This window comes from Yersinia sp. 22-579 (genome assembly GCF_030433455.1).
In the GTDB taxonomy this organism is placed as follows: domain Bacteria; phylum Pseudomonadota; class Gammaproteobacteria; order Enterobacterales; family Enterobacteriaceae; genus Yersinia; species Yersinia enterocolitica.
Genome location: NZ_JAUJTZ010000003.1, coordinates 343,065 through 366,732, shown reverse-complemented (window position 1 = coordinate 366,732; position 23,668 = coordinate 343,065). Strand labels below are relative to the sequence as shown.

The following is a 23,668-nucleotide window of genomic DNA, read 5'->3' as shown; positions in this document are numbered from 1 at the left end:
GTTATTTATTCGGCTTTGAATAAAAATACCGACATAGGTATTTAGCGGGGTAGAGCAATGTCGAGACAAGATGAACAGCGGTTATTGGTAAAAATAGCCACGCTGTATTACACCGAAGGTATGAAGCAATCAGAAATTGCTGACAGCCTGCACTTATCCCAGTCATTTGTTTCCCGTGCTATTACCCGTTGCGTTAAAGAAGGGGTGGTTAAAATCAGCGTCATTCAGCCCCCTAACATGTTTATTGGTATCGAATCGCGTATTCAAAAACACTATGGTATAGACCAGGCCATCGTGGTCGATATCGCCGATGACGCCAGCTCTGCTCAGATAAAGCAAGCTATCGGTTCTGCCGCAGCCCACTATATGCAAACCAGTATTCGCCCAAACGATATGGTGGGTATTTCTTCGTGGAGCAGCACAATTCGGGCAATGGTTGATAACCTTCATCCGCTTAACATCAAAACCAGCGGCGTCATTCAATTATTGGGCGGGGTTGGCCCCAACGGCAATGTGCAAGCCACATTGTTAACCCAAGCTCTGGCTAATATTTTGAATTGCCCAGCTTATTTACTGCCCGCACAAAGTATCGAGCGCTCGACTGAAGATCGCACCCGCCTGATATCAAGTGGCGAAGTCGCTGATGTAGTGAATAAATTTGCTGAAGTTGATCTGGCGTTAGTTGGGATTGGCGATCTCGAGCCATCCCAGCTATTGAAAAACTCCGGTAACTATTACCACGAAGAGATGCTTAAATTACTGGCTGATCGCGGTGCCGTGGGGGATTTGTGTCTGCATTATTTTGATGCTGCGGGGAACGCAGTACTTAGTGACGAAGAAGATCCGGTGATTGGTATGTCTTTGCCACAATTACGGGCTTGCCCACGAGTCGTCGCACTGGCCGGAGGGGTAGGGAAAAGTGCCGCCATTCGTGGCGCGCTGACAGGTAACTATATTGATGTATTGATTACCGACAGAATTACCGCCGAGACATTACTGTAGCCATAGGTTTATTTGAAGTCATAGGTTTACTGAAATGCTAGGTTTACTGAAGCCCTGGATGTAACCGCGCCGTCCCTGGTGCGGCATAATTTAAGCACTTAACGCCAACACGCTATTTCGCATGCCAATAGCAGTCAACACCCAGATATTTACTGAATGCTTCTTGCAGCACTTTAGCTGTAGCTGAATGGTTCATCGCCACATGGTGCTCGAAACCATTATTACAGATATGTGTGAGTAAACTTTCCAGTTGCGGCACTTCTACAACTGCGCGGCACCCAACGGTATTCAACTCATCACTGACTGAACGCCCTTCCCCCACATAGGCTCGCACCTGCCCGGTGAAATCGTCTGATGAGAGGCGGAAATAGGTCAATGGGCCGGATTTCATGCGGCCATGAACCGCGCCACAGGTATTCTCACAACCCACAGTTGTTCCGATAATATCCGCAGTGCCCATAGTTGAGCTTTCTAAACTTTCACTGGCAAAGTTGCCGCAATGGAATAGCACGCATTTATCACGTTCTTCGCCAAAGTTATTATTCCAGTCAGCAATCGAAGCGGGTGCCAACGAACAACTTGCCAAGGCATACATCGATAATGCGCCCATCACATCCACTTCACAGGCACTTGGCATTAATTGCCCGGACATCACACTCATAATGGAGCAGACGTTAATTCCCAGATTCTGTTGTAATGAAGTCCAACACTGCATGGCGGTAGTATCAATATCATTGGCAATAATCCACTCACTGATAACCACAAACAGTTTTGCCATTTTGTGCAGTTTATCTTGTGGGATAGCACTGGTATCACCATTGGCTTTCAATAACGCCAGTTTTTCACCGACACGGATATCATGGTCACTGAGGTTAGCTACGCGGAAAAATACTTCAGATAGATCAAGGGTCTCAACGGTAATCCCCAAATTTTCTAATAACTTTTCACTGTAACGCACGGTATTAAAGTTAGTTGGGCGCGCGCCAATAGCCCCAACTCTGACGCGTTTCATGGCATGTACCACACGACACAGTTGTACAAACTGCTCTACGTCACGGCTGAATATGTCACTGTTTAAGCTGCAAACATGTTGCTGGGTCAATGTGAAGGGAATGCCATATTGGCGCAAATTGTTGCAGAGCGAGATTTTACCGCAGAAGCTGTCACGCCGTGTCGCAAGCCCCATTTTGTCCAGTGCATCTTCTTCTGCTTGCACCAGCACCGGCACTTTAAGGCCAGATAGACGAATGGCATCGGAGACACTTTTTTCATCGCCAAAGTTAGGCAGAATGACCACCACACCATGAATTTCTTCACTATGTTTACGGAATAATTCGGCACACACTTTAGCATCGCGCCAGTTTTCCACCCCACCCAGCGGCGTTTGCTCTTCATTCAGCATGATGATGTTGATCCCCAAGCGGTCAAACAGTGCCTGGGCATCGCGGCGTGCATCCGCAACCAAATAGCCAGGGAAGAAACCCCGGTTGCCGATAATCACCGCGAAAGTTAACTTACGAGGTATTGCTGACATATGCTTACTCCTGCTTTGGGTTATTTCGGCTGAAAACGCGCACGCGCGATGGCCGTTTGCCAGAGGCTATAGTTATCTTGCATCTCCGCACTTTGAGCGCGCGGTTCGATGTATTCCACTTCACGGGGGAGTGCCGCCAGTTGCTGGCTATCCTGCCACCAGCCCAAGGTTTTCCCCCCTAAATAAGCCGCCCCCAATGCCGACACTTCTGCGGTATGGTTGCGTATCAGGGTGCGCTGTAACAAATCAGCCTGAAATTGCATCAACCAGCGGTTACTGGTTGCGCCACCATCAACCCGCAGTCGCTCAAGGCGATGATGACCGGCCTGCTCCATGGCAAAAAAGACATCCGCTATTTGGTAGGCGACAGACTCCAACCCGGCACGGGCCAGAACTGCAGGTGTAGTTGCATCAGTGAGACCACAGAACAAACCGCGAGCTTGGCTGTCCCAATAGGGTGCACCCAAACCTGATAATGCCGGGACAAAATAGACGCCTTGATTACCCGGCTGGCTTTGCGCCATTTCAGTCAGGCGAGCTAAGTCAGTCACCCCCAACATGCGCGAAACCCACGCCACACCGGAACCGGTATGAGTGATATTGCCTTCAAGGGCGTAACGTAATTCACCGTCATGCCAGGCAATCGTGGTGCTTAAGCCGTGACTCTGCGCACTGGCTTGTTTCAGAGTGGTCATCAAAGATGAACCGGTACCGTAGGTGGCTTTGATTTCGCCCGCGCGGTCACCGCCCTGCCCATAGAGCGCAGCATGCGAATCACCAATTTGCGCCACAATCGGTATCCCCTGACTCAAGCCAGTGATACCCATATTGCCGGTGTGCCCGTGGACAGCCGCCGAAGGTAAAACCGCGGGCAGACAAAGGCTGGGAATACCAAATAGCGCCAATAGGTCTGGATCCCATTGACCAGAATGAATATTAAACAGTTGCGTTCGGGCAGCATTGGAAAAATCAGTCGAGAAACTTTGGCCGCCACTGAGTTGCCAGGTGAGCCAGCAATCGATAGTACCAACACACAATTCGCCGTGGGCCGCGCGCTCGACACCCTGCGGAATTTCCGCCAACATGCCGTGAACTTTAGCCGCGGGGAACAAGGGGTCAATCTGCAATCCGGTACGTTCGGCTATCATCGCCGCTTCCGGTAACTGACTCAACGTCTGGCAGAACGCCTCCGAGCGCCGACACTGCCAACTGACCACTCGAGTCAGTGGCATTCCTGTCTCTCGCTCCCAGATAAGCACCGATTCGCGTTGATTACTGATAGCAATACCGGCAACCCGTACCCCTGCCAACTGGCTCAAACAGCCTTCTATGGCTAAAGAAACAGCCTGCCAGATAGCCTGCGGATCTTGCTCCGCCCAGCCAGGCCTCGGATGCTCCAACAGCAGCGGCACCGAGGCTTTCGCCAGAATTTGCCCAGCGGCATCCACCGCAATGGCTTTGGCGTTGGTGGTTCCTTCATCAATGGCCAAAATAATCGGCGTCGGCATGATTACTCTCCCCGGCAAAACCGCAAAGCACGAGCCACAATGCCTTTTGCATCAAAACCATGATAAGCCCGCATTTCTGCCCGGTCGGCCGCAATCGCATAACCGCCATCAGGAATACCGAGTCTTACCAATGGAATGCCACTACCTGCTTCGGACAGCACTTCAGCCACCAGACTGCCCACACCGCCATTAATATTGTGCTCTTCGATGGTTATCACCCGTTGGCTGTTTTGGAGGATGGTTAACAGCTTTTGAGTATCACATGGGCGAATCGAAGAAACGTTGACCACCGCAGCAGAAACATTGTTATCTGCCAGTATCGCAGCCGCGCTAACAGCTTCATGAACTGTAGAACCCATAGCTACCAGAGTAATATCCTGACCTTCCTGCAAAACATCAATCTGGCCGGGAGCAAACTGGTAGTGTTCATCATGCAGTGGCGGTAAAGATTTACCGTCGAGGCGGATATAAACCGGCCCAATATGCGCCAGAGCATAATCAATTATCTGGCGGCACTCTTGCGGGTCGGAGGGGGCATAAATCTCGATATTGCCAAAGCCGCGTAGAATGGCGATATCGTCAATACAGTGGTGAGTACTCGCCAACGGCCCATAACTGGCTCCTGAGTTCAAACCAAACAGTTTTACATTGCTATTGTTGTAGCAAACATCGATTTTGAGCTGTTCGTTGGAGCGCGAAATCAGGAAGGGCGCGGCATTACAGGTTACTGCCACTTTTCCGCCCATGGATAACCCTACCGCGGTGCCCACCATCGCCTGCTCGGCAATCCCGACATTCACTACCCGGTCTGGGAAACGGGCTATAAACGGCCCAATTTTCGCCGTCGAAGTGGAGTCAGCGACAACAGGTACCAGATCCACCCCGTTATCCACGGCTTTAATAAACTGCTCGACCATCACTGCGGCCAAATGTTCTGCATTACTCATCGCTCAATTCCTCCAGCGCCAGATCAATTTCAGCACCTTTCGGCACCCGGTGGTGCCACTCCACGCGCCCTTGAATAAAGGAGATACCGGCACCTTTTTCGGTATTGGCAATCACCACGTTGGGTTTACCGTTCGCTTGTAATCCCTCCAATGTGTCAACCACTGATTGCATATCATTGCCCTGACATTCAGTGACTTGTAGGCCAAACGCCTGCCACTTATCTGCCAACGGATCGGTGTTCATAATGGATTTGGTCGTACCTGCCAGTTGGAGTTTGTTTTTGTCATTAATGATTATCAGGTTGTCTAACTGATAGTGAGCAGCCACTAACGCAGCTTCCCAGTTACTGCCTTCGGCCAGTTCACCATCACCGGTCAGTACAAATACCCGACGTTTGCTGTTAGCTCGTTTTGCTGCGAGTGCAATCCCCACAGCCACAGGTAAGCCGTGCCCCAAAGCACCGGTATTTAATTCAATACCTGGAGTTTTATGTTTGACGGGGTGCCCAGGGAGATGTGAGTTAGCGTGTTGATAAGTCGCCAACCACGCTTCGGGGAAATAACCTGCCTCGGCCAAACAGCAGTAATAACCGCCGACCGCATGACCCTTAGACTGAACATAGATATCGCGCTCAGGATCGGTAAGTCGGTCTGGCGCACAATTGAGGATACGGAAATAGAGTGCAGTCAGAATCTCTACTTGCGAAAGATCAGCGCCGGTATGCCCCCCTGCGGGGCTATTCGCATTAAGCAGGACGATGCGGCGACGGATGGCCCGTGCCTTTTTCACCAGCTCATCGACTGACAGTGAATACGGATTCATGACATTACCTCTCTTAAATTTTATCGATAACTGAATTTTTACTCATTACCGAATATTTATTCCTGATGGCGCTAAAAAATAGCTTTCATCAAGCCTGTCCGGAAATCGCCCTCCGGCGTGACATCTTCGTGTTCTGTCGCCAATATATTTCTGTAACTAATCTGTTTATGTAGCTAATATTTTTCTGTAACTAATAGGCAACAACAACCTGTTTTACCTATTCTTTATGCCTGTTCGCTCTTCCCAACTTGTGCCAGCACAGTGGACTTTTGCGAGACGATCGCTGCCTTATGCTGCATCCGGTTCTGCATCTGATCGATAATGACCGCCACTATAATCACGATACCTTTAATCACCATTTGCCAGAATTCGCTAACCCCCATCATCACTAAACCGTCAGCCAGAATGCCGATAACAAATGCGCCAATCAGCGTACCAAGAATAGTGCCCCGGCCTCCGGCCAGAGAAGTCCCACCCAGTACCACGGCGGCAATGGCATTCATCTCAAAACCACTGCCATTGGCTGGGTGGCTGGCCACCAACTGAGCGGAAACAATGATCCCGGCGATGGCTGCGCAGAAGCCCGATATGGTGTAGACCCACACCTTGACCTGTCGCACTTTAACGCCAGAAAGCTCTGCAGCTCGTTCGTTATCACCAATGGCGTAAACATGGCGGCCAAAGGGTAGGCGGCGGGCAACATAAGCAATAACCAGCGCCAGAATAAACATGATCCAGATGGCAATCGGCAAGCCCAGCAAGGTGCCAGACCCCAACAGGTCAAAGCCGGTATTACCCAGTTGTGGATTCCCTTGTAAGCCAGGGAAGGTTTCACCACCGGAAATCAGCATCGCCGCACCGCGCACCACATACATGGTGCCGAGGGTGCAGATAAACGGGGCAACGTTATAGCGGGTAATGATCCAACCATTAACCGCGCCAATCAGTGCTCCGATAACCAAGACCACCGGAACTACCACCCAGACGCTCGGGAAGATCGCAATCCCAAACATCGGTAAAACAATACCTTGAGTGATCATCCAACCCGCAATCATGCCGCACAGCCCCAAGGTTGCCCCGATAGAAAGGTCAATCCCTGCGGTGATAATGACAAAAGTAATACCCAACGCGAGGAAGGCATTGATCGCGATATGCTTGACCATAATGATCAAGCTACCGGTCGCCAAAAACCCCGGAACCATGACCGAGAAGAAACCCAGAATCAGAAACAGGGCAATAAAGGTGCGCATCTTGAGCAGAAGCAGCAGCATATTTTCCCGTGACCACGACGCTCCACCGGGCTGGTGACTCGCCAACGCAGTGCCAGTTGTTGCTTTCATCATTCAAACCCTTGTGCGCTTGCCGTAACCAATGCCGATTCATTGGCTGACTGACGGGAAACATTCGCGGTCAGCTTGCCGTTCGACATCACCAGAATGCGGTCTGATACCGCCATAATTTCTTTCAGATCTGAGGTGGAAAACAGAATGCCGATCCCCTGCTCAGAGAGTTTCACCATCATTTCAAACACATCCGCTTTTGCACCAACATCAATGCCCCGTGTCGGTTCATCCAGCAGCAAAATGTTCGGACTGGTCAGTAATGAGCGGCCAATGACGACTTTTTGCTGATTACCGCCACTGAGCGCCTGAATTTCCACTTCAGGTGAAGAGACTTTGATAGACAGGTCGCCAATCACCGAGGCAACCACCTGTGATTCACTCTCCTGCCAGATGGCGAAGCGGTGTTTCAACCGACGCCATAAGCTGGAAATGGTCAGGTTATTAGCCACCGATGACACCGGGAAAATACCGGTTTTTTTGCGATCTTCCGGTACTAAACTCATGCCAAGGCGGATGCGCTCTGCGGTTGAGGTTTTGGCACTGATGGCGGTGCCATTGAGCCGAATGGTGCCGAGATAGCTCTGTTGCGTGCCCAGCAGGCATTCGAACAGTTCGGTGCGCCCAGCCCCCATCAATCCATAAATACCGACGATTTCACCAGCACGCACTTGCAGCGAGACTTGATTCACCACGGTATTACCGGATTCATTGATTAAAGTGACGTTATCGACTTCCATCATTGGTGCACCGAAAGTCCGGTCGGGATGAAGGAAGCTGGAAACCGGATCACTACCCAGCATTTCACGCACAATCCACGGTACATCAATATCTTTGACGGCGGCTTCCGCCTGAAAACGGCCATCGCGCAGGATAGTGATATAGTCGCCAATGGCCATCAACTCTTCCAAACGATGCGAAATGTAGACGATAGAAACGCCCTGGCGCGTCAGTTCACGAATCACCCGGAACAAAATATCGACTTCAGTTTTGCTCAGCGCCGAAGTTGGCTCATCCAAAATCAAAATATCTGCCTGCTCAGCCAGAGCCTTAGCAATTTCAATCAGTTGCTGCTGGCCGACTTTCAGGTTCGACACCATTTCTTTGGGTGAAATAGCCTGATCAAGACGTACCATCAGTTGTTCGGCGATCAATTCCTGCGCCGCCTGATTGATCGGCTTCAAACCTTGCTGAATCTCGCGTCCCAGAAAGATGTTTTCCGCGACATTAAGATTTTCTGACAAATTCAGTTCTTGATGCACCATGCCGATACCCAGTGCTGCCGCTTCACGGGTATTGGCAATGGTTACCGGCTGCTCGTTGAGGTAAATCTGGCCGGAAGTTTGTTGCTGCACCCCCGCCAGAATCTTCATCAAAGTGGATTTTCCCGCGCCATTCTCACCAATAATCACATTAACTTTGCCGCGATATACATGGTAACTGACGGCATCTAACGCCAATGTGCCAGGAAAACGCATCGAAATATCTTCAGCACGCATGACGATGTCAGGTCGATGATCCATTAGTGGCTCTCCTTATTCAAACTGAGCGGCACCGCATTACTCAAGCCGGTGGGAGACACTGTTACCGCCGCCAATACCTCAACTTGCTGGCCGATCCAACTGGCATCGGGTTTGGCCACATCCTGTAAAGCTCTTTTGCTCAATGCCTTAGAGAGCTGGGCATATTGCACCTGATTTTTAAAATCTTCGAAGCGGATAAAGGTTGATGCATCACGAATAGCATTGCCTTTGACGATCGGCCCCAATTGCAGCACTTGCTCATCGCCCTCGACTGCCACTCTTATTGCCCCTTCCCGCCCTTCTGTTTCTACCGCCACCACTTTGCCGTTGAAGCGAACAAAATGACTTTGGCTATTTTTCCCTGTTGCTGGCTGATTCTGTTGTTTCACTTGCTGCCAACTGAGAGCGTTGCTGTTGGCAAATGGCATGACTTTGCTCACCCAAATGGTGGAGGCGACTTTGTCCGGTGGTTGGTTATAGTCGCTGACCACCGCATTTGGATCGACCGGCAGAATCGGTTTGCCGTTTTCATCCAAATCCACCACGGTGCAAGCCACTAATACGGTGCTGATAACCAACAAGCCGCCTGCTTTCGATAGGGCACTGAACCACATACTGCCTCCTGTCAGGAGGGGCTGGTGCGCCCCTCATTGCCTTTTAAATGCGCGTGTTAGCAAACCTTGCTTGAGGCGTTACTCTTTCAGCGCAAAGACATTCAGGTTTTTGGCATTGTTTTCATCAATCAATACGCAGTCCATCAACTGTTTTTCTTCTTGCCCGGTGGAACCGGTTTTCAGATATTTATCAGCTTGAACCACCGCCATCTGGGCTTGTGCCCAACCTGGCTGAAGTACGGTGGCTTTGATATTGCCTTTATTGATGATGGAGTCGCGGACATAGTCGCTACCGTCAAATCCGACCACAATCACATCATTACGCCCTGCTGCTTTTAATGCGGCTTCAGCGCCTAACGCCATAGTGTCGTTACCCGAAATCACCCCAGTAATATCCGGGTTAGCCTGCAAAATGGACTCCATACGGTTGAAGGCTTCAGTCTGGCTCCAGTTTGCAGTCTGTTGAGCGACCATCTTCATGTCGCTATGTTCGTCGATCACGTCGTGATAACCCTGTGAACGCACGTGTGCGTTGGTATCTGATTCACGGCCCAGTAATTCAACATACTTGCCTTTGCCCCCCATCAGGACGACAAATTTCTCAGCACCGAGCTGTGCCCCCTGATAGTTGTTGGACACGATTTGTGAAACTGCAATGCCGGTTTCATTGATTTCGCGGTCAATCAGGAAGGTGGGAATACCTGCGGCTTTGGCTTTTTTCAACGGCCCGATAGTGGCATCCGAACCGGCATTATCCAGAATGATCGCTTTGGCTTTACGGGCGATAGCGGTTTCCAGTAGTTGGTTCTGTTTGTTCACATCATCATCATGAGACGCCACCAATACGGTGTATCCCAGCTCCGTTGCTTTGGCTTTGGCACCTTCGGCTTCCGCCTTGAAAAACGGGTTATCGTGGGATGGGGTGATAATGGCGATCAGGCCGTTACTGGCAGCACCAGCAACACCCGCCATTGAGATCAATGCTGCGGTAAGACAGGATTTCAGTAGGGTATTTTTCATTATTTTTCTCCGCATTGAATATATATTCACTATTAAATTTATATTCAATCTAATAATACAAACGCCCCACGGCTTGTCCAACATGAGAGCAAGGAAAGTAGAAGCCGGTCACAAATTAGTCGATTGGGAGAGAGCGGGAAGCAAGTGAAATGCTGACTCAAGAGAGAAAGCCACAGTAAAAATGAATTGATTATCTCAGCCAAAAATGTATAAAATTTTATACATACATCAAGGAGTGATGAATGACTGGCAAAATAATTGATTGGCGGGGCAGTTCGCTGGAGGATTTGAAGGCTTTTCCGGAAAGTGCTCGCATAGTTGCAGGAAGACAACTACGAAATATTCAACATGGCCTGGAACCTAATGATTTCAAAATGATAAATAATTGGGGAACTGGCGTTATTGAAATACGTTTGGATGATCATTCAAAAGCTTATCGCGTTGTCTATATCGCTAAATTTGAAAGAAAAATTTACGTATTGCATAGTTTTCAGAAAAAATCACAAAGGACTAGCCAGAAAGACGTCAACATTATTAAAACGCGTTACAAAGACATTATTCACGAGCGGAGAGCAGGAAATGACAGATAAAATTGATACAGCATCACGTCACATGACTACCGCAGAAGATAATATTTTTAGTGATTTGGGGTTTTCTGATGCTCAGGCCAGTCAACTATTAGCAGAATCAAATGCAGAGATTGAACAAGCTTTGGTAATGAAAAAAGCACTGATGACGTCAATTGCTGGTTGGATTAAATCCGAAGGTATACGGCAAGTGGACGCGGCCACATTACTACATGTGTCGCGCCCGAGAGTTTCAGATGTCGTTAATCAAAAAACAGAAAAATTCACTCTTGATTCATTGGTTAGCATGGCCGGTAATATCGGTAAGAAAGTCACACTTATCATTGAATAAAAAACCAGATTCCTGTTTAGCGATACAACTCAACCAGTGCAGGCGTCACCTGCAATTCATCTTGCCAATGGGTGAGCGTCAGAGTTGCCAGTTGAGCCAGCCCTTGATAAAACGGATGCTCGGCGTCGGATTGCAGCAAAGCCAGATAGCGATACCCCCAAGGCAGTAAGTGATCGGCCAGTAACTCGGGCAAACCGGCTGGTTGATGCTCTGCCAGCCAGGCAGCCATCATTAGCATTAAACCAAACTGATCTTCCGGCTCATCCTGATCCAATGTCACTTCCACTTGCTGCTGCGCCATCCAGTGGCGCAGTTTTAAGGTGGAATCACCAAATAACACATTCTCTTTATCGAGATAAACAGAACCCCAAGGCGGCGCAGGCAAAGCATAAGGGCCAATAAACAGCCGTTGCCAAGCCTCTTCTCGCGTTTCTTCGGTTACTGATTGTGCCAGTAAAGCCGCAATAGCTAGCCGCTGCTGCTCCGAGCCATAAGGCCACTGTGCCGCCCATAAACCATGACTTAATTGCGCCACAATATCATGGCATGCCGGGCTGTCTGGCTCGCAATAAAACAGTGCGCCCAACACCCGGCCTGTCAATGCAATTTGCTGATAAATCATGTCATTCCTACCGTCATATGCAGCCCGTAGAACACGCCGCGGCCAATCAATTCAGCAACAATAATCAATAACATGGCAAATATCATCCCCAGTGTCATAGGTGTACGCCCTCGAATTAAGGGACAAATCCAACAGCCCAATCCTAATACCAGCAACACCAAACGCCAGACCATCAAGGTGCCATAATCAGGGATGAGCTGAGAGGCTTGCTGCACCGAGCTGTAAATCAGCGGCAAACTCGCGGCCTGCATAATGACACTGGCGAGACTGATAATCAGCGCTAACACACTGATCATCGGCAGTTGTAGCATCGCCCGCCCATTGATATCCGCCCATTGCAGCAGTAAATAACCCAACATTGGCCCGCTAATAAAGGCGGTCAGCACGAAGCCCAGTGGGGTATAAATATTATCCCAAGTGGGTACTGTATCAATGGAGTAAACCCGACACATGGCATAAACGAATACCACGCCCAGCACCATTGCCACCACCAACCAGATTTTACCGAGCAGCGCGGGCATCTTATTCAAAATCGCCAGCAACCAGTAGAAGCCCGCTACGGCAAAGAACACCGAACCGGCGGCTATCTCATTACTCAGCGCCGATTCACCGACCCGATTTAACGAGTTGAATGCCCGCATGGGCGAGCCCAGATGCAATGTCGAGGCAATGAAAGCCAAAGCCATCAACACCCATAAGGCAAACATGCTGCGGTGAACACGCTGTTGTTGCCCACGACTCAAACCGCCAAATATCAATGCCAGCCCAAGAACAATAAAGCCTCCGACTACGCACTGCCCCAGCACCGTAAAGACCATCAGTGGCCATTCATGCCATCCCATACCCATGCTATACCTCCTTCGGATTTGCCAGATGACCGGTGGTATCTCTGACCGGGCGGCTGTTGGCATTCGGTTTCACGACAATATTCGGTAAGGTGAAATGAGCGGCAGGCAGCGGAGCAACTTCGGCCAATTCACCGTACTTCTCACGCAGCTCATCGATAGGTGCCATATCCAGCGCTCGCAATGGGCAGGAGTCGACACAAATCGGCTTCTTACCGGCGGCGACTCTCTCATAGCAGCCGTCACACTTGGTCATATGCCCTTTTGCTTCGTCGTACTGCGGCGCACCATACGGGCAGGCCATATGGCAGTAACGGCAACCGATACAAATATCCTCGTTCACTACCACAAAACCATCATCGCGCTTATGCATCGCGCCAGTCGGGCACACTTTGGTACAGGCGGGGTCACTACAGTGGTTGCAGGCAATAGAAAGATAGTAAGCAAACACATTCTGGTGCCATGCACCATTATCCTGTTGCCAGTCACCTCCGGCATATTCGTAAATGCGCCGGAAGCTCACATCGGTGGATAAATTTTTGAAGTCTTTGCAAGCCAGCTCGCAAGTTTTGCACCCCGTGCACCGGCTGGAGTCGATGTAAAAACCATATTGCGTCATCATTTAGCTCCTTAAGCCTTGGTTACTTGAACGAGGTTGGTATGGGATGGGTTCCCTTTCGCCAACGGAGAAGGGCGCTGTGTGGTCAATACGTTGATGCTGCCCGCTCTGTCGATGCGATTTTCATCTGGGCTGTACCATGCCCCCTCCCCCAGCGCCACAACGCCCGGCATCATACGTGGCGTGACTTTGGCGTTAATCTGAACTTCGCCACGGCCATTAAATATCCGCACAATATCGCCATTTTTGATGTCGCGTTCTCTGGCATCGAGTGGGTTAATCCACATTTCCTGACGGCAAGCGGCTTTCAGTACCTCGACGTTGCCGTAAGTCGAGTGAGTTCGGGCTTTGTAATGGAACCCGGTGAGTTGTAATGGATACTTCTGGTTTAGGGGATCGTCAAAACTTTCGAATCCAGCGGCATACACGGGCAGCGGGTCAATAACATCATCCGGTTGTAGCTCCCAGGTCGCGGCAATTTGCGCTAACTCGGCAGAGTAGATTTCAATTTTGCCCGATGGCGTGGTGAGCGGGTTAGCAACCGGATCGGCGCGGAAGGCTTTATAGGCAACATGATGCCCTGCCGGATCGTGTTTTTTGAAAATGCCCTGTTCGCGGAATTCCTCAAAAGAAGGCAGTTCAGGAATAGCTTCCTGTGATTGCTGATAGAGATGGCGCAGCCAGCCCTCTTGTGTGCGCCCTTCGGTAAATTGCTGCTCCACCCCCATACGTTTTGCCAGCTCACTGGTCATTTCATAGATGTTTTTGCACTCAAAGCGCGGTTTGATGACCTGATCGGCGAAGATCACATATGCCATGTTGCCACTCGATGCATCGAGGCAGAAGTCCATCTGCTCGGAAGCGGTACAATCTGGCAGAATGATATCGGCATATTGAGCTGACGAAGTCATGTGGTTATCGATGACCACAATCATTTCGCATTTCTTATCATCTTGCAGAATGTCATGAGTACGGTTTATTTCTGCATGCTGATTAATCAGGCAGTTACTGGCATAGTTCCAGATAAACTTGATGGGCACATCCAGCTTATCTTTACCCCGTACTCCGTCGCGGGTGGCGGTCATTTCAGGGCCGCGCTCAATGGCATCAGTCCATAAAAACATCGAAATACTGGTTTTAATTGGGTTTTCCAACGTCGGCATTCGGACAAACGGCAGGCCATAGGAACCTTCACGCGCCCCAGAATTACCACCATTGATCCCCACGTTACCGGTCAAGATAGCCAGCATGGCAATTGCGCGACTGGTATTCTCGCCGTTAGCATGGCGCTGTGGCCCCCACCCCTGCGCGATATAAGCGGGTTTCACCGAGCCAATTTCGCGGCCCAACTTAATTATTTTTGCGGCAGGAATACCGGTGATAGCCTCCGCCCACTGTGGCGTTTTGGCGGTTTTATCTGTGCCCTGCCCTAAAATATAGGCTTTATAATGACTATTCTTCGGCGCGCCTTCGGGTAGGGTTTTCTCGTCATAGCCCACGCAATATTTATCGAGGAACGGCTGATCCACCAGATTCTCGCTAATCATTACATAAGCCAGTGCGCAGGCCAGTGCAGCATCCGTCCCCGGCCGCAGCGGGATCCATTCGTCCTCACGGCCCGCCGCGGTATCGGTATAACGCGGATCAATAACAATCATTTTGGCGTTAGACTTCTCCCGTGCCTGCTCCAGATAATAAGTGACGCCGCCGCCGCTCATCCGGGTTTCGCCGGGGTTGTTACCAAACAACACCACCAGTTTGCTGTTTTCAATGTCTGATGGGCTATTACCGTCAGCCCAACCGCCATAGGTATAATTCAGGCCGGCTGCAATCTGTGCGGTGCTGTAATCGCCATAATGATTAAGATAGCCGCCGCAACAATTCATCAATCGGGCCAATAAGGTTGAACCCGGTGGCCACGAGCGGGTCATGGTGCCGCCCAGCGTACCCGTGCCGTAGTTCAAATAGATGGCTTCATTGCCATACTCATTAATGATGCTTTTCATGCTGGCAGCGAGGGTATCAAATGCCTCATCCCATGAAATACGTTTAAACTTGCCTTCCCCGCGCGCACCTACGCGTTTCATTGGGTATTTCAATCGGTCGGGGTTATACACCCGCCGACGCATTGAGCGGCCGCGTAAACAGGCACGAACTTGATGCAAACCCTCAAAATTATCATCACCGGTATTATCCGTTTCGACATATTTAATTTCCCCATCAACCACATGCATGCGCAATGGGCAACGGCTGCCGCAGTTAACGGTGCAAGCACTCCATATCACTTTGCCATCATTAGCCGGGTTTATTGCAGATTGAACAGCGTGTGCGGTGCGGGAAAACGGTAGCGAAAACGCTCCGGTTGCCATGGCAAGGCCGCCGACGACTGTCGTTTGGACAAGTTTTCGGCGCGTAATTTCCGCCGTTAACAGTCGAGATTGGTTGGTCTCTTTCATAAGATTCCCACTTGGTTGCATTCCAGAAAATGGAGAACACCGCAATGGATGAAATCCGATTAATTCAAAAAAATGAGTTATTCAGCGGGAGGAATGGTTAAGGCAGAGCGCGGTGGCTCAGTTATAGCAGTTGTTATAGTTAGGATAATAAATATACCGCCCCGCATCAGTGACCCTACCTCTTTTGGGTATAGTGGGAGTTGTTTGGTATCAATAAAGCCATGAGGATTAAACTTTCCTCATGACTTTATAATCAATTTGTGACGAATGACCGTTCTTTCAGCAAGCTTGATGATAAAGCGTCATAATCTCATCAACCGAGGCTTCACGCGGATTGCCCCCAGTACAGACATCGGCAAAGGCTGCTACAGCCAGTGCTGGAATATCATCAGCCCGCATCCCAACAGCACTGAGAGAAGCTGGGATGCCAATATCACGATTCAATGCAAATACCGCCTGAATAGTTTGCTCACGCACCTGATCCAACGGCAAATTTAATGCGTTATCCAGCCCCATCGCCACTGCGATTTGACGGAAACGCTCACCGGTATAAGCCGCGTTATAGCGCATGATATAAGGCAATAAAATGGCATTAGCCACGCCATGTGCCATGTTGTAAAACGCGCCAAGCGGGTGAGCCATACCGTGTACTAATCCCAGCCCCACATTGGAAAAGCCCATACCGGCAATATACTGCCCAAGCGCCATATCTTCGCTCGCTGTGGCATCACCTTTTACTGCTGCGCGCAAGGAACGGCTGATAACCTCAATGGCTTTGAGATGCAAAGTATCGGTCAGTTCCCAAGCGCCTTTCGTCAAATATCCCTCAATAGCATGTGTTAACGCATCAACCCCCGTCGCCGCTTTTAGCGCCGCGGGCATGCTATCCATCATATCGGCATCAATAAATGCTACGGCGGGAATGGCGTGAGGATCGACGCAAACAAATTTACGCCGCCGCTCTTCGTCAGTAATCACATAATTAATGGTCACTTCCGCAGCCGTCCCGGCAGTGGTAGGGATAGCGAGAATAGGTACGCAAGGCTTACGGGTATCTGCAACACCTTCCAGACTACGCACATCGGCAAACTCAGGGTTATTGATAATGATACCAATAGCTTTACAGGTATCCTGTGGCGAGCCGCCCCCCAGGGCTATCAGGTAATCCGCCTCACTTTGGCGAAAAGCATCTACCCCTTGTTGCACAATACTGATAGTCGGATTGGGTTTAACGGCATCAAAAATGGCGAAATCCAAACCGGCCTGTTCCAGACGACTAATTAAACGGGTCGCCACACCACATTCGAGCAGTATTTTATCCGTGACGACCAATGCTTTTTGATAACCCCGCCGGGTAACCTCATCGGTCAGTGCCGCCAATGAGCCGCGACCAAACCACGCCGTTTCATTTAAAATCATTCTATTCATGATTGATTCCTCAGTGTTTTTGTCCACCTGCTATTTTTAGCCACGAGCTAGTCTTCAACCCGCAAACCGTAGGTTTTGAATTTCTCCAATACCACACTGATTTCTTCTTTAGATAACACCGGCACCTCATCAACAATCGGTAAAATCGCCAGTAGCAATGTGGCCAAAACCTCCACCTCATGGGCCAACCACAGTGCTTTCGCCAGGTTTTCTTCACAAGCAATCAGGCCATGATGCTGCAACAAAGTCGCTTTACGATTTTTCATCGCCACAGCGACATGTTCAGAAAGCGCTTTGGTGCCAAAGGTGGCATATGGCGCACAAGGGATATCATCGCCACCCGCAGCAGCAATCATGTAATGAATGGCAGGAATCGGACGATTTAGAATCGAAACTGCCGTGCAATGAACTGAATGGTTGTGCACCACAGCATTTGCATCGGGCCGGGTTTGGTAAACGGCCTGATGAAAGCGCCATTCACTGGAAGGAACTTTGCCTGCCTCGTGGTGACCGTCGGCATCAATATAAACAATATGTGACTCGGTGAGTTTGTCATAAGCAATACCAGACGGCGTAATCAAAAAACCCTCTTGATAGCGCACGCTAACATTACCAGCCGTTCCCTGATTCAGGCCTAAGCGGGTCATTTCAAGGCAGGTATTAATAATGTCGCGCGCCAATGCTTCTTTTTTCATTTGTTCCTCTCCTAGGATGCAAATATCTAAATGTAAAAATGCATTAAATAATGTATTGGGTTAATGAGCGTGAATATGAGACATATTTTTCGCTCATTTAATTAAAGTAAAAAATGAAGCGCGCAAAAGTGTGAGCCAGGTCATGAGTATTCATTGTTTAATGCCGATTTAAGTATTGTTTATTTTTATAAAATGTCCGTTTGAAAATACAACATGACTAAACGGTCAAATATCCATTTACATATATATTTATGACTATTTGACCGTTTGTGACAGAAATAAAATAATCGGTCATTAGCTTTGTGTGTTTGAAACACAATTCATTTCAAACGGTCATGAATTGTTTTTATTTAAAGTGATTACCATCACAAAATATCAGCATTGAGTTACCAATGTGATTCAGCTCATACTTTTTAGCTATTTTTACCTTATAAAGAACGGGACTTAACGCAATGAGGATATTTTAATTTGGACTCAGACAACTCATGTCGACCAGATAAAAATATCATTCATTAAACAAAAAATTTCCGTCGAATATTACGAACTTTCGAACGAGTGAAGAATCTGACGAGGGCACCATGGGAAATATTTTAATACAAACAGATAGCACCAAAATTTCCGCGTCGGTAAGTGACGAGTCGGCAAATAAAAAAAGATATCTGATTCCTTTCGCGTTGCTGTGCTCGCTGTTCTTTCTTTGGGCAGTAGCAAACAACCTAAATGATATTTTATTACCTCAGTTTCAGCAGGCATTTACGCTAACCAATTTTCAGGCTGGCCTGATTCAATCCTCATTCTATTTCGGTTATTTCCTGATCCCAATCCCAGCTGGCATCTTGATGAAAAGATTCAGTTATAAAGCGGGGATCATCACCGGTCTTCTGTTCTACGCCTTTGGCGCAGCCCTGTTTTGGCCTGCCGCAGAGACAATGAATTACACCTTGTTTTTAATCGGCTTATTCATCATCGCAGCCGGTTTGGGGTGCCTGGAAACGGCTGCCAACCCCTTTGTTACTGTATTAGGGCCTGAGAAAACCGGCCATTTTCGGATCAACCTGGCACAAACATTTAATTCCTTTGGCGCCATTATCGCCGTGGTATTCGGGCAAAGCTTAATCCTCTCCAATGTCCCTCATCAGACACAGGAAGTATTAGATAAATTGTCGGTTGAGGATTTAAATAGTTATCACCATAGCTTGGTCAAAGCGGTACAATTACCCTATTTGATTATTGTGGCAGTGGTTATTTTTGTTGCGCTATTAATTCTTATCACTCGGTTCCCTGCAATAAAAAGCGAGTCTGACGACACGCACAATGGCTCTTTCTTTTCTTCATTACCACGTTTATTAAAAATAACCCACTGGCGCTGGGCAGTATTAGCGCAGTTCTGTTATGTCGGCGCACAAACAGCCTGTTGGAGTTATTTAATTCGCTATGCAATAGAAGAACTGCCGAATGTCACCCCCGGATATGCTGCTAATTATTTAACTGCCACCATGGTGTGTTTCTTTATCGGCCGATTCAGTGGAACCTGGTTAATTACCCGCTTCGCGCCTGAGAAAGTATTAGCTGCTTATGCATTAATTTCAATGTTACTTTGTATTATCTCGGCAGCCTTTGGGGGACATATTGGATTATTAGCGCTGACATTATGCAGCATGTTTATGTCAATACAGTACCCTACCATTTTCTCTTTAGGCATTAAGAATCTAAATCAAGACACCAAATATGGTGCGTCCATCATTGTAATGACTATTGTCGGTGGTGGTATTGTGACACCTATTATGGGGCTGGTCAGTGATGCAGCGGGAAATATACCGACAGCAGAACTTATTCCGGCACTGTGCTTCGCTATTATTTTTATTTTCGCCAAGTTCAAAACTGTACCTACGAATTAATTTCGCGGGCGACTGATAAATTAAATTTGCTACAGAACATAAGGATCTATTATGAAAAAGACAATTCAATTACCAAAAATTGGCATTCGTCCAGTTATTGATGGCCGCAGAATGGGGGTGCGTGAATCGCTGGAAGAACAAACCATGAAAATGGCTCGCGCCACCGCAGAATTTCTGCAAGAAGTGGTGCGCCATCCGTGTGGAACCCCGGTTGAATGCGTCATTGCTGATACCTGTATTGCTGGTATGGCAGAATCTGCCGCTTGTGATGATAAATTCAGCGCACAGAATATCGGGCTGACTATTACCGTGACACCTTGCTGGTGCTACGGCAGCGAAACCATTGATATGGACCCATTCCGTCCGAAGGCTATTTGGGGCTTTAATGGTACCGAACGCCCAGGAGCCGTTTATCTGGCAGCGGCACTGGCAGCACATAATCAGAAAGGCCTACCCGCGTTCTCAATTTACGGCCATGACGTACAGGATGCCAATGACACCCGTATCCCCGCCGATGTGCAAGAAAAGCTGCTGCGTTTCACCCGTGCAGGGCTAGCCGTCGCCAGCTTGAAAGGCAAAAGCTACCTGTCACTGGGGGGCGTCTCTATGGGGATTGCTGGCTCCATCGTTGACCATAACTTCTTTGAATCCTGGTTAGGGATGAAAGTGCAAGCGGTTGATATGACTGAATTGCGCCGCCGTATTGATCACAAAATCTATGATGAGCAAGAACTGGAACTGGCGTTATCCTGGGCCGATAACAACTTCAAGTTCGGGCCAGATAAAAATGCCGAACAGTATCGCCGTTCACCGGAAAGCAGCCGCGCGGTTCTGCGGGAAAGCCTGCAAATGGCCATTTGTATCCGCGATATGATGCAAGGTAACGCTAAGCTGGCAGTCAAAGGTTTTGGTGAAGAAGCATTGGGTTATAACGCCATCGCGGCCGGTTTCCAGGGGCAGCGCCACTGGACGGATCAATACCCGAACGGTGATACCGCCGAAGCACTGTTGAACAGTTCATTTGACTGGAACGGGGTGCGTAAACCTATGGTTATCGCCACCGAAAATGACAGCCTAAATGGAGTGGCGATGCTGTTTGGTCATACCCTCACCGGCACCGCACAAATCTTTGCCGATGTGCGTACCTATTGGTCACCGGAAGCAGTATTGCGGGTAACAGGGCATCAACTTGAAGGAGCAGCCGAACACGGCATTATCCACTTGATTAACTCGGGTTCAGCCGCATTGGATGGCACTTGTTGCCAAAACGATACGCACGGTAAACCCACCATCAAACCGCACTGGCAAGTCAGCCAGCAAGAAGCCGATGCATGTTTGGCGGCGACTGAATGGTGCCCGGCTATCCATGAATACTTCCGTGGCGGTGGCTTCTCTTCACGCTTCCTGACTCGGGGTGGTGTGCCATTTACCATGAGCCGTATCAACCTGATTAAGGGAGTCGGGCCAGTATTGCAAATTGCTGAAGGCTGGAGTGTTGAGCTGCCAAAATCGGTGCATGACACTCTGGATAAACGCACCGATTCAAGCTGGCCAACAACCTGGTTTGCCCCACGCCTGACGGGCAAAGGGCCATTCAGTGATGTGTATTCGGTAATGGCGAACTGGGGGGCTAACCACGGCGTACTGACTATCGGCCATGTGGGTGCCGACTTGATTACATTAGCATCGATGCTGCGTATTCCGGTTTGCATGCATAACGTGGAAGAAGAAAGTGTTTACCGGCCAACGGCTTGGGGTGCACACGGTATGGATATTGAAGGACAGGATTACCGTGCTTGCCAGAATTACGGCCCATTATATAAAAAATAATACGGTGTTTGAGCAAGGCCGCAGGGAAGCGGCTCTTATCAGACGGCTAATAACATCAAACCAAGAGGAAAGCCCCTTGGTGCGAGTGACAGGAGCCTTTATGAAGCGCGATGTGGTCATCGTTTTAGATTGCGGCGCAACCAACATCCGGGCGATTGCAGTCAATCCTCAAGGTGTCGTGGTGGCCAAAGCCGTTCAGCCAAACCACAGCCAGCCCGATCCGGCTAATCCGCAATGGCAATTGTGGCCGCTGGATGACATTTTGCAGAGTTTTGCCCAGTGCTGTCGCCAACTATTGCCGCAGATCTCTCAATGCAAGATCCACGCGGTGACCGTAACCACCTTTGGCGTGGACGGCGCTTTAGTCGACGCTAGTGGCAACATGCTGTACCCGATTATCAGTTGGAAGTGCCCGCGCACAGTGGCGGTCATGGACGATATTACCCGCTATATGTCTGCCGAAAAACTACAGCAGATATCCGGCATTGGTCAGTTCAGCTTTAACACCTTATACAAGCTAATTTGGCTGCAAGAGAATCGGCCAGATTTAGTCAAGCAGGCCCACGCCTGGCTATTTATTTCATCATTGATTAACCAGCGCCTCACCGGGGAATTTACCACGGATCGCACGATGGCTGGCACCAGCCAGTTGTTAGATGTGAAACAAGAACAATTCAGTAGCGCTATTTTACAAAAGATAGGTATTCAGGCCGATTTATTCCCACCAATGGTCGCCGCAGGGGAAATTATCGGTCAGTTGTTACCGGGCATCGCCTCCGACCTGGGGTTACCGGCTGGTTTACCGGTGATTTCAGCCGGTCACGATACTCAATTCGCTTTATTTGGTTCAGGTGCAGATCTAGACCAACCGGTGCTGTCATCCGGCACTTGGGAAATTTTGATGGTGCGCACACCGAATGTGAATACCACCCTGCTGCCACAATTTGCCGGTTCGACCTGTGAGTTGGATAGTTGCCCGCGGTTATTTAACCCCGGTTTACAGTGGCTAGCCTCTGGCGTGTTGGAGTGGGTCCGCCAACTCTATTGGCACGACGATGCCTGTGCCAACGTTTACCAGCAGATGATTGCCGAAGCGGCCGCTATTGCACCAGGTGCTGAGGGCATGCGCATGGATTGTAACTTGCTGGGAAACTCGCATCATAACTTGTCCGGCGGCTGGCAAGGCGTTTCGCTGTCGAGCCGACGTGGGCACTTTTACCGATCTGCATTAGAAAGTCTTGCCTGGCAATTGAAAGATAACCTGGCAGTGCTGGAGAGGATTGGTGAATTTCGTACTCGGGAATTGCTGTTGGTCGGTGGTGGCAGCCGCAATGCACTGTGGAACCAGATCAAAGCCGACGTGCTAAATCTGCCCGTCAAAGTCATTGATGAGTCTGAAACAACCGTGCTGGGGGCTGCGCTATTTGCCTGGTACGCAACAGGTTATTACGCCAGTGCTGAAGAGGCTCGCGCACAGATCAATTATCACTATCAGTATTATCAGCCGGGGGAACAGCAGCCGCTTTATCAATCACTTACTGCGATCCCTGCCCCGATGGCTGCGACTATATCGCTAAAAGGAGAGTGTCATGCTTAAAACCATCTCGCCACTGTTGTCACCACAATTGCTAAAAACATTGGCAGAAATGGGCCACGGCGATGAAATAATTTTCTCTGATGCCCATTTCCCCGCCCATGCCATTGGTAAAAATGGTGGGCCGCAAGTGATTCATGCCGATGGGCTATCGGTCAGTGCCTTGCTGGAGGCCACCATCCCTTTATTCGAATTAGACAGTTACGCCCCACCGTTGGTGATGATGGCAGAAGTCGATGGCGATACGCTGGATGCTTCAGTTGAGAAACGCTATTTACACGCCCTCTTCGGTACAGAAAAAGCCCTGCCGGTAGAGCGCATTGACCGCTATGCCTTTTACCAACGCGCCGAACAAGCATTTGCGATCGTCATCACAGGAGAGACCGCCAAGTATGGCAATATTCTATTAAAGAAGGGGGTGACGCCTGTTTTTTAAATCGATGATCACGTAA

At 49.3% G+C, this 23,668-nt stretch carries 21 protein-coding genes; 7 read left to right on the top strand and 14 right to left on the bottom strand.

Annotation, left to right across the window (positions count from 1 at the left end; all coding sequences use genetic code 11):
• Positions 1 to 57: 57 nt before the first annotated feature.
• Positions 58 to 1,002, top strand: coding sequence for a sugar-binding transcriptional regulator (locus QSV56_RS05710; RefSeq protein ID WP_005167415.1), 945 nt, complete (start codon positions 58 to 60; stop codon positions 1,000 to 1,002).
• 112 nt (positions 1,003 to 1,114) lie between these two features.
• Here QSV56_RS05710 and QSV56_RS05705 read toward each other — a convergent pair whose 3' ends face one another.
• The 8 genes from QSV56_RS05705 to QSV56_RS05670 form a co-directional block, all read right to left on the bottom strand.
• The gene (locus QSV56_RS05705) at positions 1,115 to 2,536 is read right to left on the bottom strand and encodes an L-fucose/L-arabinose isomerase family protein (RefSeq protein WP_019080364.1); all 1,422 of its coding nucleotides are present in this window, start codon (positions 2,534 to 2,536) and stop codon (positions 1,115 to 1,117) included.
• 20 nt (positions 2,537 to 2,556) lie between these two features.
• A complete protein-coding gene (locus tag QSV56_RS05700; protein WP_301211301.1) occupies positions 2,557 to 4,044 on the bottom strand; it encodes an FGGY family carbohydrate kinase in 1,488 nt (495 codons plus the stop codon).
• 2 nt (positions 4,045 to 4,046) lie between these two features.
• Positions 4,047 to 4,991, bottom strand: coding sequence for a transketolase family protein (locus tag QSV56_RS05695; protein WP_050131973.1), 945 nt, complete (start codon positions 4,989 to 4,991; stop codon positions 4,047 to 4,049).
• Positions 4,984 to 5,814 carry a transketolase gene (locus QSV56_RS05690; protein WP_050076072.1) on the bottom strand — a complete coding sequence of 277 codons (831 nt, stop codon included), beginning with the start codon at positions 5,812 to 5,814 and terminating at the stop codon, positions 4,984 to 4,986. Before QSV56_RS05690 ends, QSV56_RS05695 begins: the two co-directional genes overlap by 8 nt.
• 224 nt (positions 5,815 to 6,038) lie before the next feature.
• The gene (locus QSV56_RS05685; protein WP_072091612.1) at positions 6,039 to 7,157 is read right to left on the bottom strand and encodes an ABC transporter permease; all 1,119 of its coding nucleotides are present in this window, start codon (positions 7,155 to 7,157) and stop codon (positions 6,039 to 6,041) included.
• A complete protein-coding gene (locus tag QSV56_RS05680) occupies positions 7,154 to 8,677 on the bottom strand; it encodes a sugar ABC transporter ATP-binding protein (protein ID WP_019080369.1) in 1,524 nt (507 codons plus the stop codon). The genes QSV56_RS05685 and QSV56_RS05680 overlap by 4 nt, the downstream gene beginning before the upstream one ends.
• On the bottom strand, positions 8,677 to 9,291 hold the full coding sequence (locus QSV56_RS05675; RefSeq protein WP_050161865.1) for a DUF2291 family protein: 615 nt from the start codon (positions 9,289 to 9,291) through the stop codon (positions 8,677 to 8,679). The genes QSV56_RS05680 and QSV56_RS05675 overlap by 1 nt, the downstream gene beginning before the upstream one ends.
• 78 nt (positions 9,292 to 9,369) lie before the next feature.
• Positions 9,370 to 10,311 (bottom strand): D-ribose ABC transporter substrate-binding protein, encoded by a 942-nt coding sequence (locus QSV56_RS05670; protein WP_019080371.1) that lies wholly within the window; start codon positions 10,309 to 10,311, stop codon positions 9,370 to 9,372.
• 242 nt (positions 10,312 to 10,553) lie between these two features.
• Here QSV56_RS05670 and QSV56_RS05665 point away from each other — a divergent pair, with 242 nt between their 5' ends.
• Together QSV56_RS05665 and QSV56_RS05660 are read left to right on the top strand one after the other, a co-directional pair.
• Complete coding sequence (locus tag QSV56_RS05665) at positions 10,554 to 10,901, top strand: type II toxin-antitoxin system RelE/ParE family toxin (RefSeq protein WP_046051517.1); 348 nt, start codon at positions 10,554 to 10,556, stop codon at positions 10,899 to 10,901.
• Complete coding sequence (locus tag QSV56_RS05660) at positions 10,891 to 11,229, top strand: helix-turn-helix domain-containing protein (protein WP_019080373.1); 339 nt, start codon at positions 10,891 to 10,893, stop codon at positions 11,227 to 11,229. The genes QSV56_RS05665 and QSV56_RS05660 overlap by 11 nt, the downstream gene beginning before the upstream one ends.
• Before the next feature lie 16 nt (positions 11,230 to 11,245).
• Here QSV56_RS05660 and dmsD read toward each other — a convergent pair whose 3' ends face one another.
• From dmsD to QSV56_RS05630, 6 genes are all read right to left on the bottom strand, one after another.
• Complete coding sequence (gene dmsD / locus QSV56_RS05655) at positions 11,246 to 11,851, bottom strand: Tat proofreading chaperone DmsD (protein ID WP_046695389.1); 606 nt, start codon at positions 11,849 to 11,851, stop codon at positions 11,246 to 11,248.
• The gene (locus tag QSV56_RS05650; RefSeq protein WP_046051519.1) at positions 11,848 to 12,699 is read right to left on the bottom strand and encodes a dimethyl sulfoxide reductase anchor subunit family protein; all 852 of its coding nucleotides are present in this window, start codon (positions 12,697 to 12,699) and stop codon (positions 11,848 to 11,850) included. Before QSV56_RS05650 ends, dmsD begins: the two co-directional genes overlap by 4 nt.
• A 1-nt stretch (position 12,700) precedes the next feature.
• A complete protein-coding gene (locus QSV56_RS05645; RefSeq protein ID WP_026017943.1) occupies positions 12,701 to 13,318 on the bottom strand; it encodes a DMSO/selenate family reductase complex B subunit in 618 nt (205 codons plus the stop codon).
• Between the two features lie 8 nt (positions 13,319 to 13,326).
• Positions 13,327 to 15,771 carry a dimethylsulfoxide reductase subunit A gene (gene dmsA, locus QSV56_RS05640; protein WP_050869863.1) on the bottom strand — a complete coding sequence of 815 codons (2,445 nt, stop codon included), beginning with the start codon at positions 15,769 to 15,771 and terminating at the stop codon, positions 13,327 to 13,329.
• A 279-nt stretch (positions 15,772 to 16,050) separates the two neighbouring features.
• Positions 16,051 to 17,202, bottom strand: coding sequence for a lactaldehyde reductase (gene fucO, locus QSV56_RS05635; protein ID WP_026017944.1), 1,152 nt, complete (start codon positions 17,200 to 17,202; stop codon positions 16,051 to 16,053).
• Positions 17,203 to 17,246: 44 nt separating this feature from the next.
• Positions 17,247 to 17,894 (bottom strand): L-fuculose-phosphate aldolase, encoded by a 648-nt coding sequence (locus QSV56_RS05630; protein WP_004701238.1) that lies wholly within the window; start codon positions 17,892 to 17,894, stop codon positions 17,247 to 17,249.
• Positions 17,895 to 18,472: 578 nt separating this feature from the next.
• Here QSV56_RS05630 and fucP point away from each other — a divergent pair.
• From fucP to fucU, 4 genes are all read left to right on the top strand, one after another.
• On the top strand, positions 18,473 to 19,792 hold the full coding sequence (gene fucP / locus QSV56_RS05625; protein ID WP_019080379.1) for an L-fucose:H+ symporter permease: 1,320 nt from the start codon (positions 18,473 to 18,475) through the stop codon (positions 19,790 to 19,792).
• 51 nt (positions 19,793 to 19,843) lie between these two features.
• Positions 19,844 to 21,622 (top strand): L-fucose isomerase, encoded by a 1,779-nt coding sequence (locus QSV56_RS05620; RefSeq protein WP_050131968.1) that lies wholly within the window; start codon positions 19,844 to 19,846, stop codon positions 21,620 to 21,622.
• 100 nt (positions 21,623 to 21,722) lie between these two features.
• Positions 21,723 to 23,219 (top strand): L-fuculokinase, encoded by a 1,497-nt coding sequence (fucK, locus tag QSV56_RS05615; RefSeq protein WP_301211271.1) that lies wholly within the window; start codon positions 21,723 to 21,725, stop codon positions 23,217 to 23,219.
• A complete protein-coding gene (gene fucU, locus QSV56_RS05610) occupies positions 23,212 to 23,652 on the top strand; it encodes an L-fucose mutarotase (RefSeq protein WP_301211269.1) in 441 nt (146 codons plus the stop codon). Before fucK ends, fucU begins: the two co-directional genes overlap by 8 nt.
• Positions 23,653 to 23,668: the final 16 nt, after the last annotated feature.

Excerpts from the sequence above, each read along its gene's own strand:
- QSV56_RS05710 (WP_005167415.1), top strand. The coding sequence starts at position 58 with ATGTCGAGACAAGATGAACAGCGGTTATTGGTAAAAATAGCCACGCTG.
- QSV56_RS05705 (WP_019080364.1), bottom strand. The coding sequence starts at position 2,536 with ATGTCAGCAATACCTCGTAAGTTAACTTTCGCGGTGATTATCGGCAAC.
- QSV56_RS05700 (WP_301211301.1), bottom strand. The coding sequence starts at position 4,044 with ATGCCGACGCCGATTATTTTGGCCATTGATGAAGGAACCACCAACGCC.
- QSV56_RS05695 (WP_050131973.1), bottom strand. The coding sequence starts at position 4,991 with ATGAGTAATGCAGAACATTTGGCCGCAGTGATGGTCGAGCAGTTTATT.
- QSV56_RS05690 (WP_050076072.1), bottom strand. The coding sequence starts at position 5,814 with ATGAATCCGTATTCACTGTCAGTCGATGAGCTGGTGAAAAAGGCACGG.
- QSV56_RS05685 (WP_072091612.1), bottom strand. The coding sequence starts at position 7,157 with ATGATGAAAGCAACAACTGGCACTGCGTTGGCGAGTCACCAGCCCGGT.
- QSV56_RS05680 (WP_019080369.1), bottom strand. The coding sequence starts at position 8,677 with ATGGATCATCGACCTGACATCGTCATGCGTGCTGAAGATATTTCGATG.
- QSV56_RS05675 (WP_050161865.1), bottom strand. The coding sequence starts at position 9,291 with ATGTGGTTCAGTGCCCTATCGAAAGCAGGCGGCTTGTTGGTTATCAGC.
- QSV56_RS05670 (WP_019080371.1), bottom strand. The coding sequence starts at position 10,311 with ATGAAAAATACCCTACTGAAATCCTGTCTTACCGCAGCATTGATCTCA.
- QSV56_RS05665 (WP_046051517.1), top strand. The coding sequence starts at position 10,554 with ATGACTGGCAAAATAATTGATTGGCGGGGCAGTTCGCTGGAGGATTTG.
- QSV56_RS05660 (WP_019080373.1), top strand. The coding sequence starts at position 10,891 with ATGACAGATAAAATTGATACAGCATCACGTCACATGACTACCGCAGAA.
- dmsD (WP_046695389.1), bottom strand. The coding sequence starts at position 11,851 with ATGATTTATCAGCAAATTGCATTGACAGGCCGGGTGTTGGGCGCACTG.
- QSV56_RS05650 (WP_046051519.1), bottom strand. The coding sequence starts at position 12,699 with ATGGGTATGGGATGGCATGAATGGCCACTGATGGTCTTTACGGTGCTG.
- QSV56_RS05645 (WP_026017943.1), bottom strand. The coding sequence starts at position 13,318 with ATGATGACGCAATATGGTTTTTACATCGACTCCAGCCGGTGCACGGGG.
- dmsA (WP_050869863.1), bottom strand. The coding sequence starts at position 15,771 with ATGAAAGAGACCAACCAATCTCGACTGTTAACGGCGGAAATTACGCGC.
- QSV56_RS05630 (WP_004701238.1), bottom strand. The coding sequence starts at position 17,894 with ATGAAAAAAGAAGCATTGGCGCGCGACATTATTAATACCTGCCTTGAA.
- fucP (WP_019080379.1), top strand. The coding sequence starts at position 18,473 with ATGGGAAATATTTTAATACAAACAGATAGCACCAAAATTTCCGCGTCG.
- QSV56_RS05620 (WP_050131968.1), top strand. The coding sequence starts at position 19,844 with ATGAAAAAGACAATTCAATTACCAAAAATTGGCATTCGTCCAGTTATT.
- fucK (WP_301211271.1), top strand. The coding sequence starts at position 21,723 with ATGAAGCGCGATGTGGTCATCGTTTTAGATTGCGGCGCAACCAACATC.
- fucU (WP_301211269.1), top strand. The coding sequence starts at position 23,212 with ATGCTTAAAACCATCTCGCCACTGTTGTCACCACAATTGCTAAAAACA.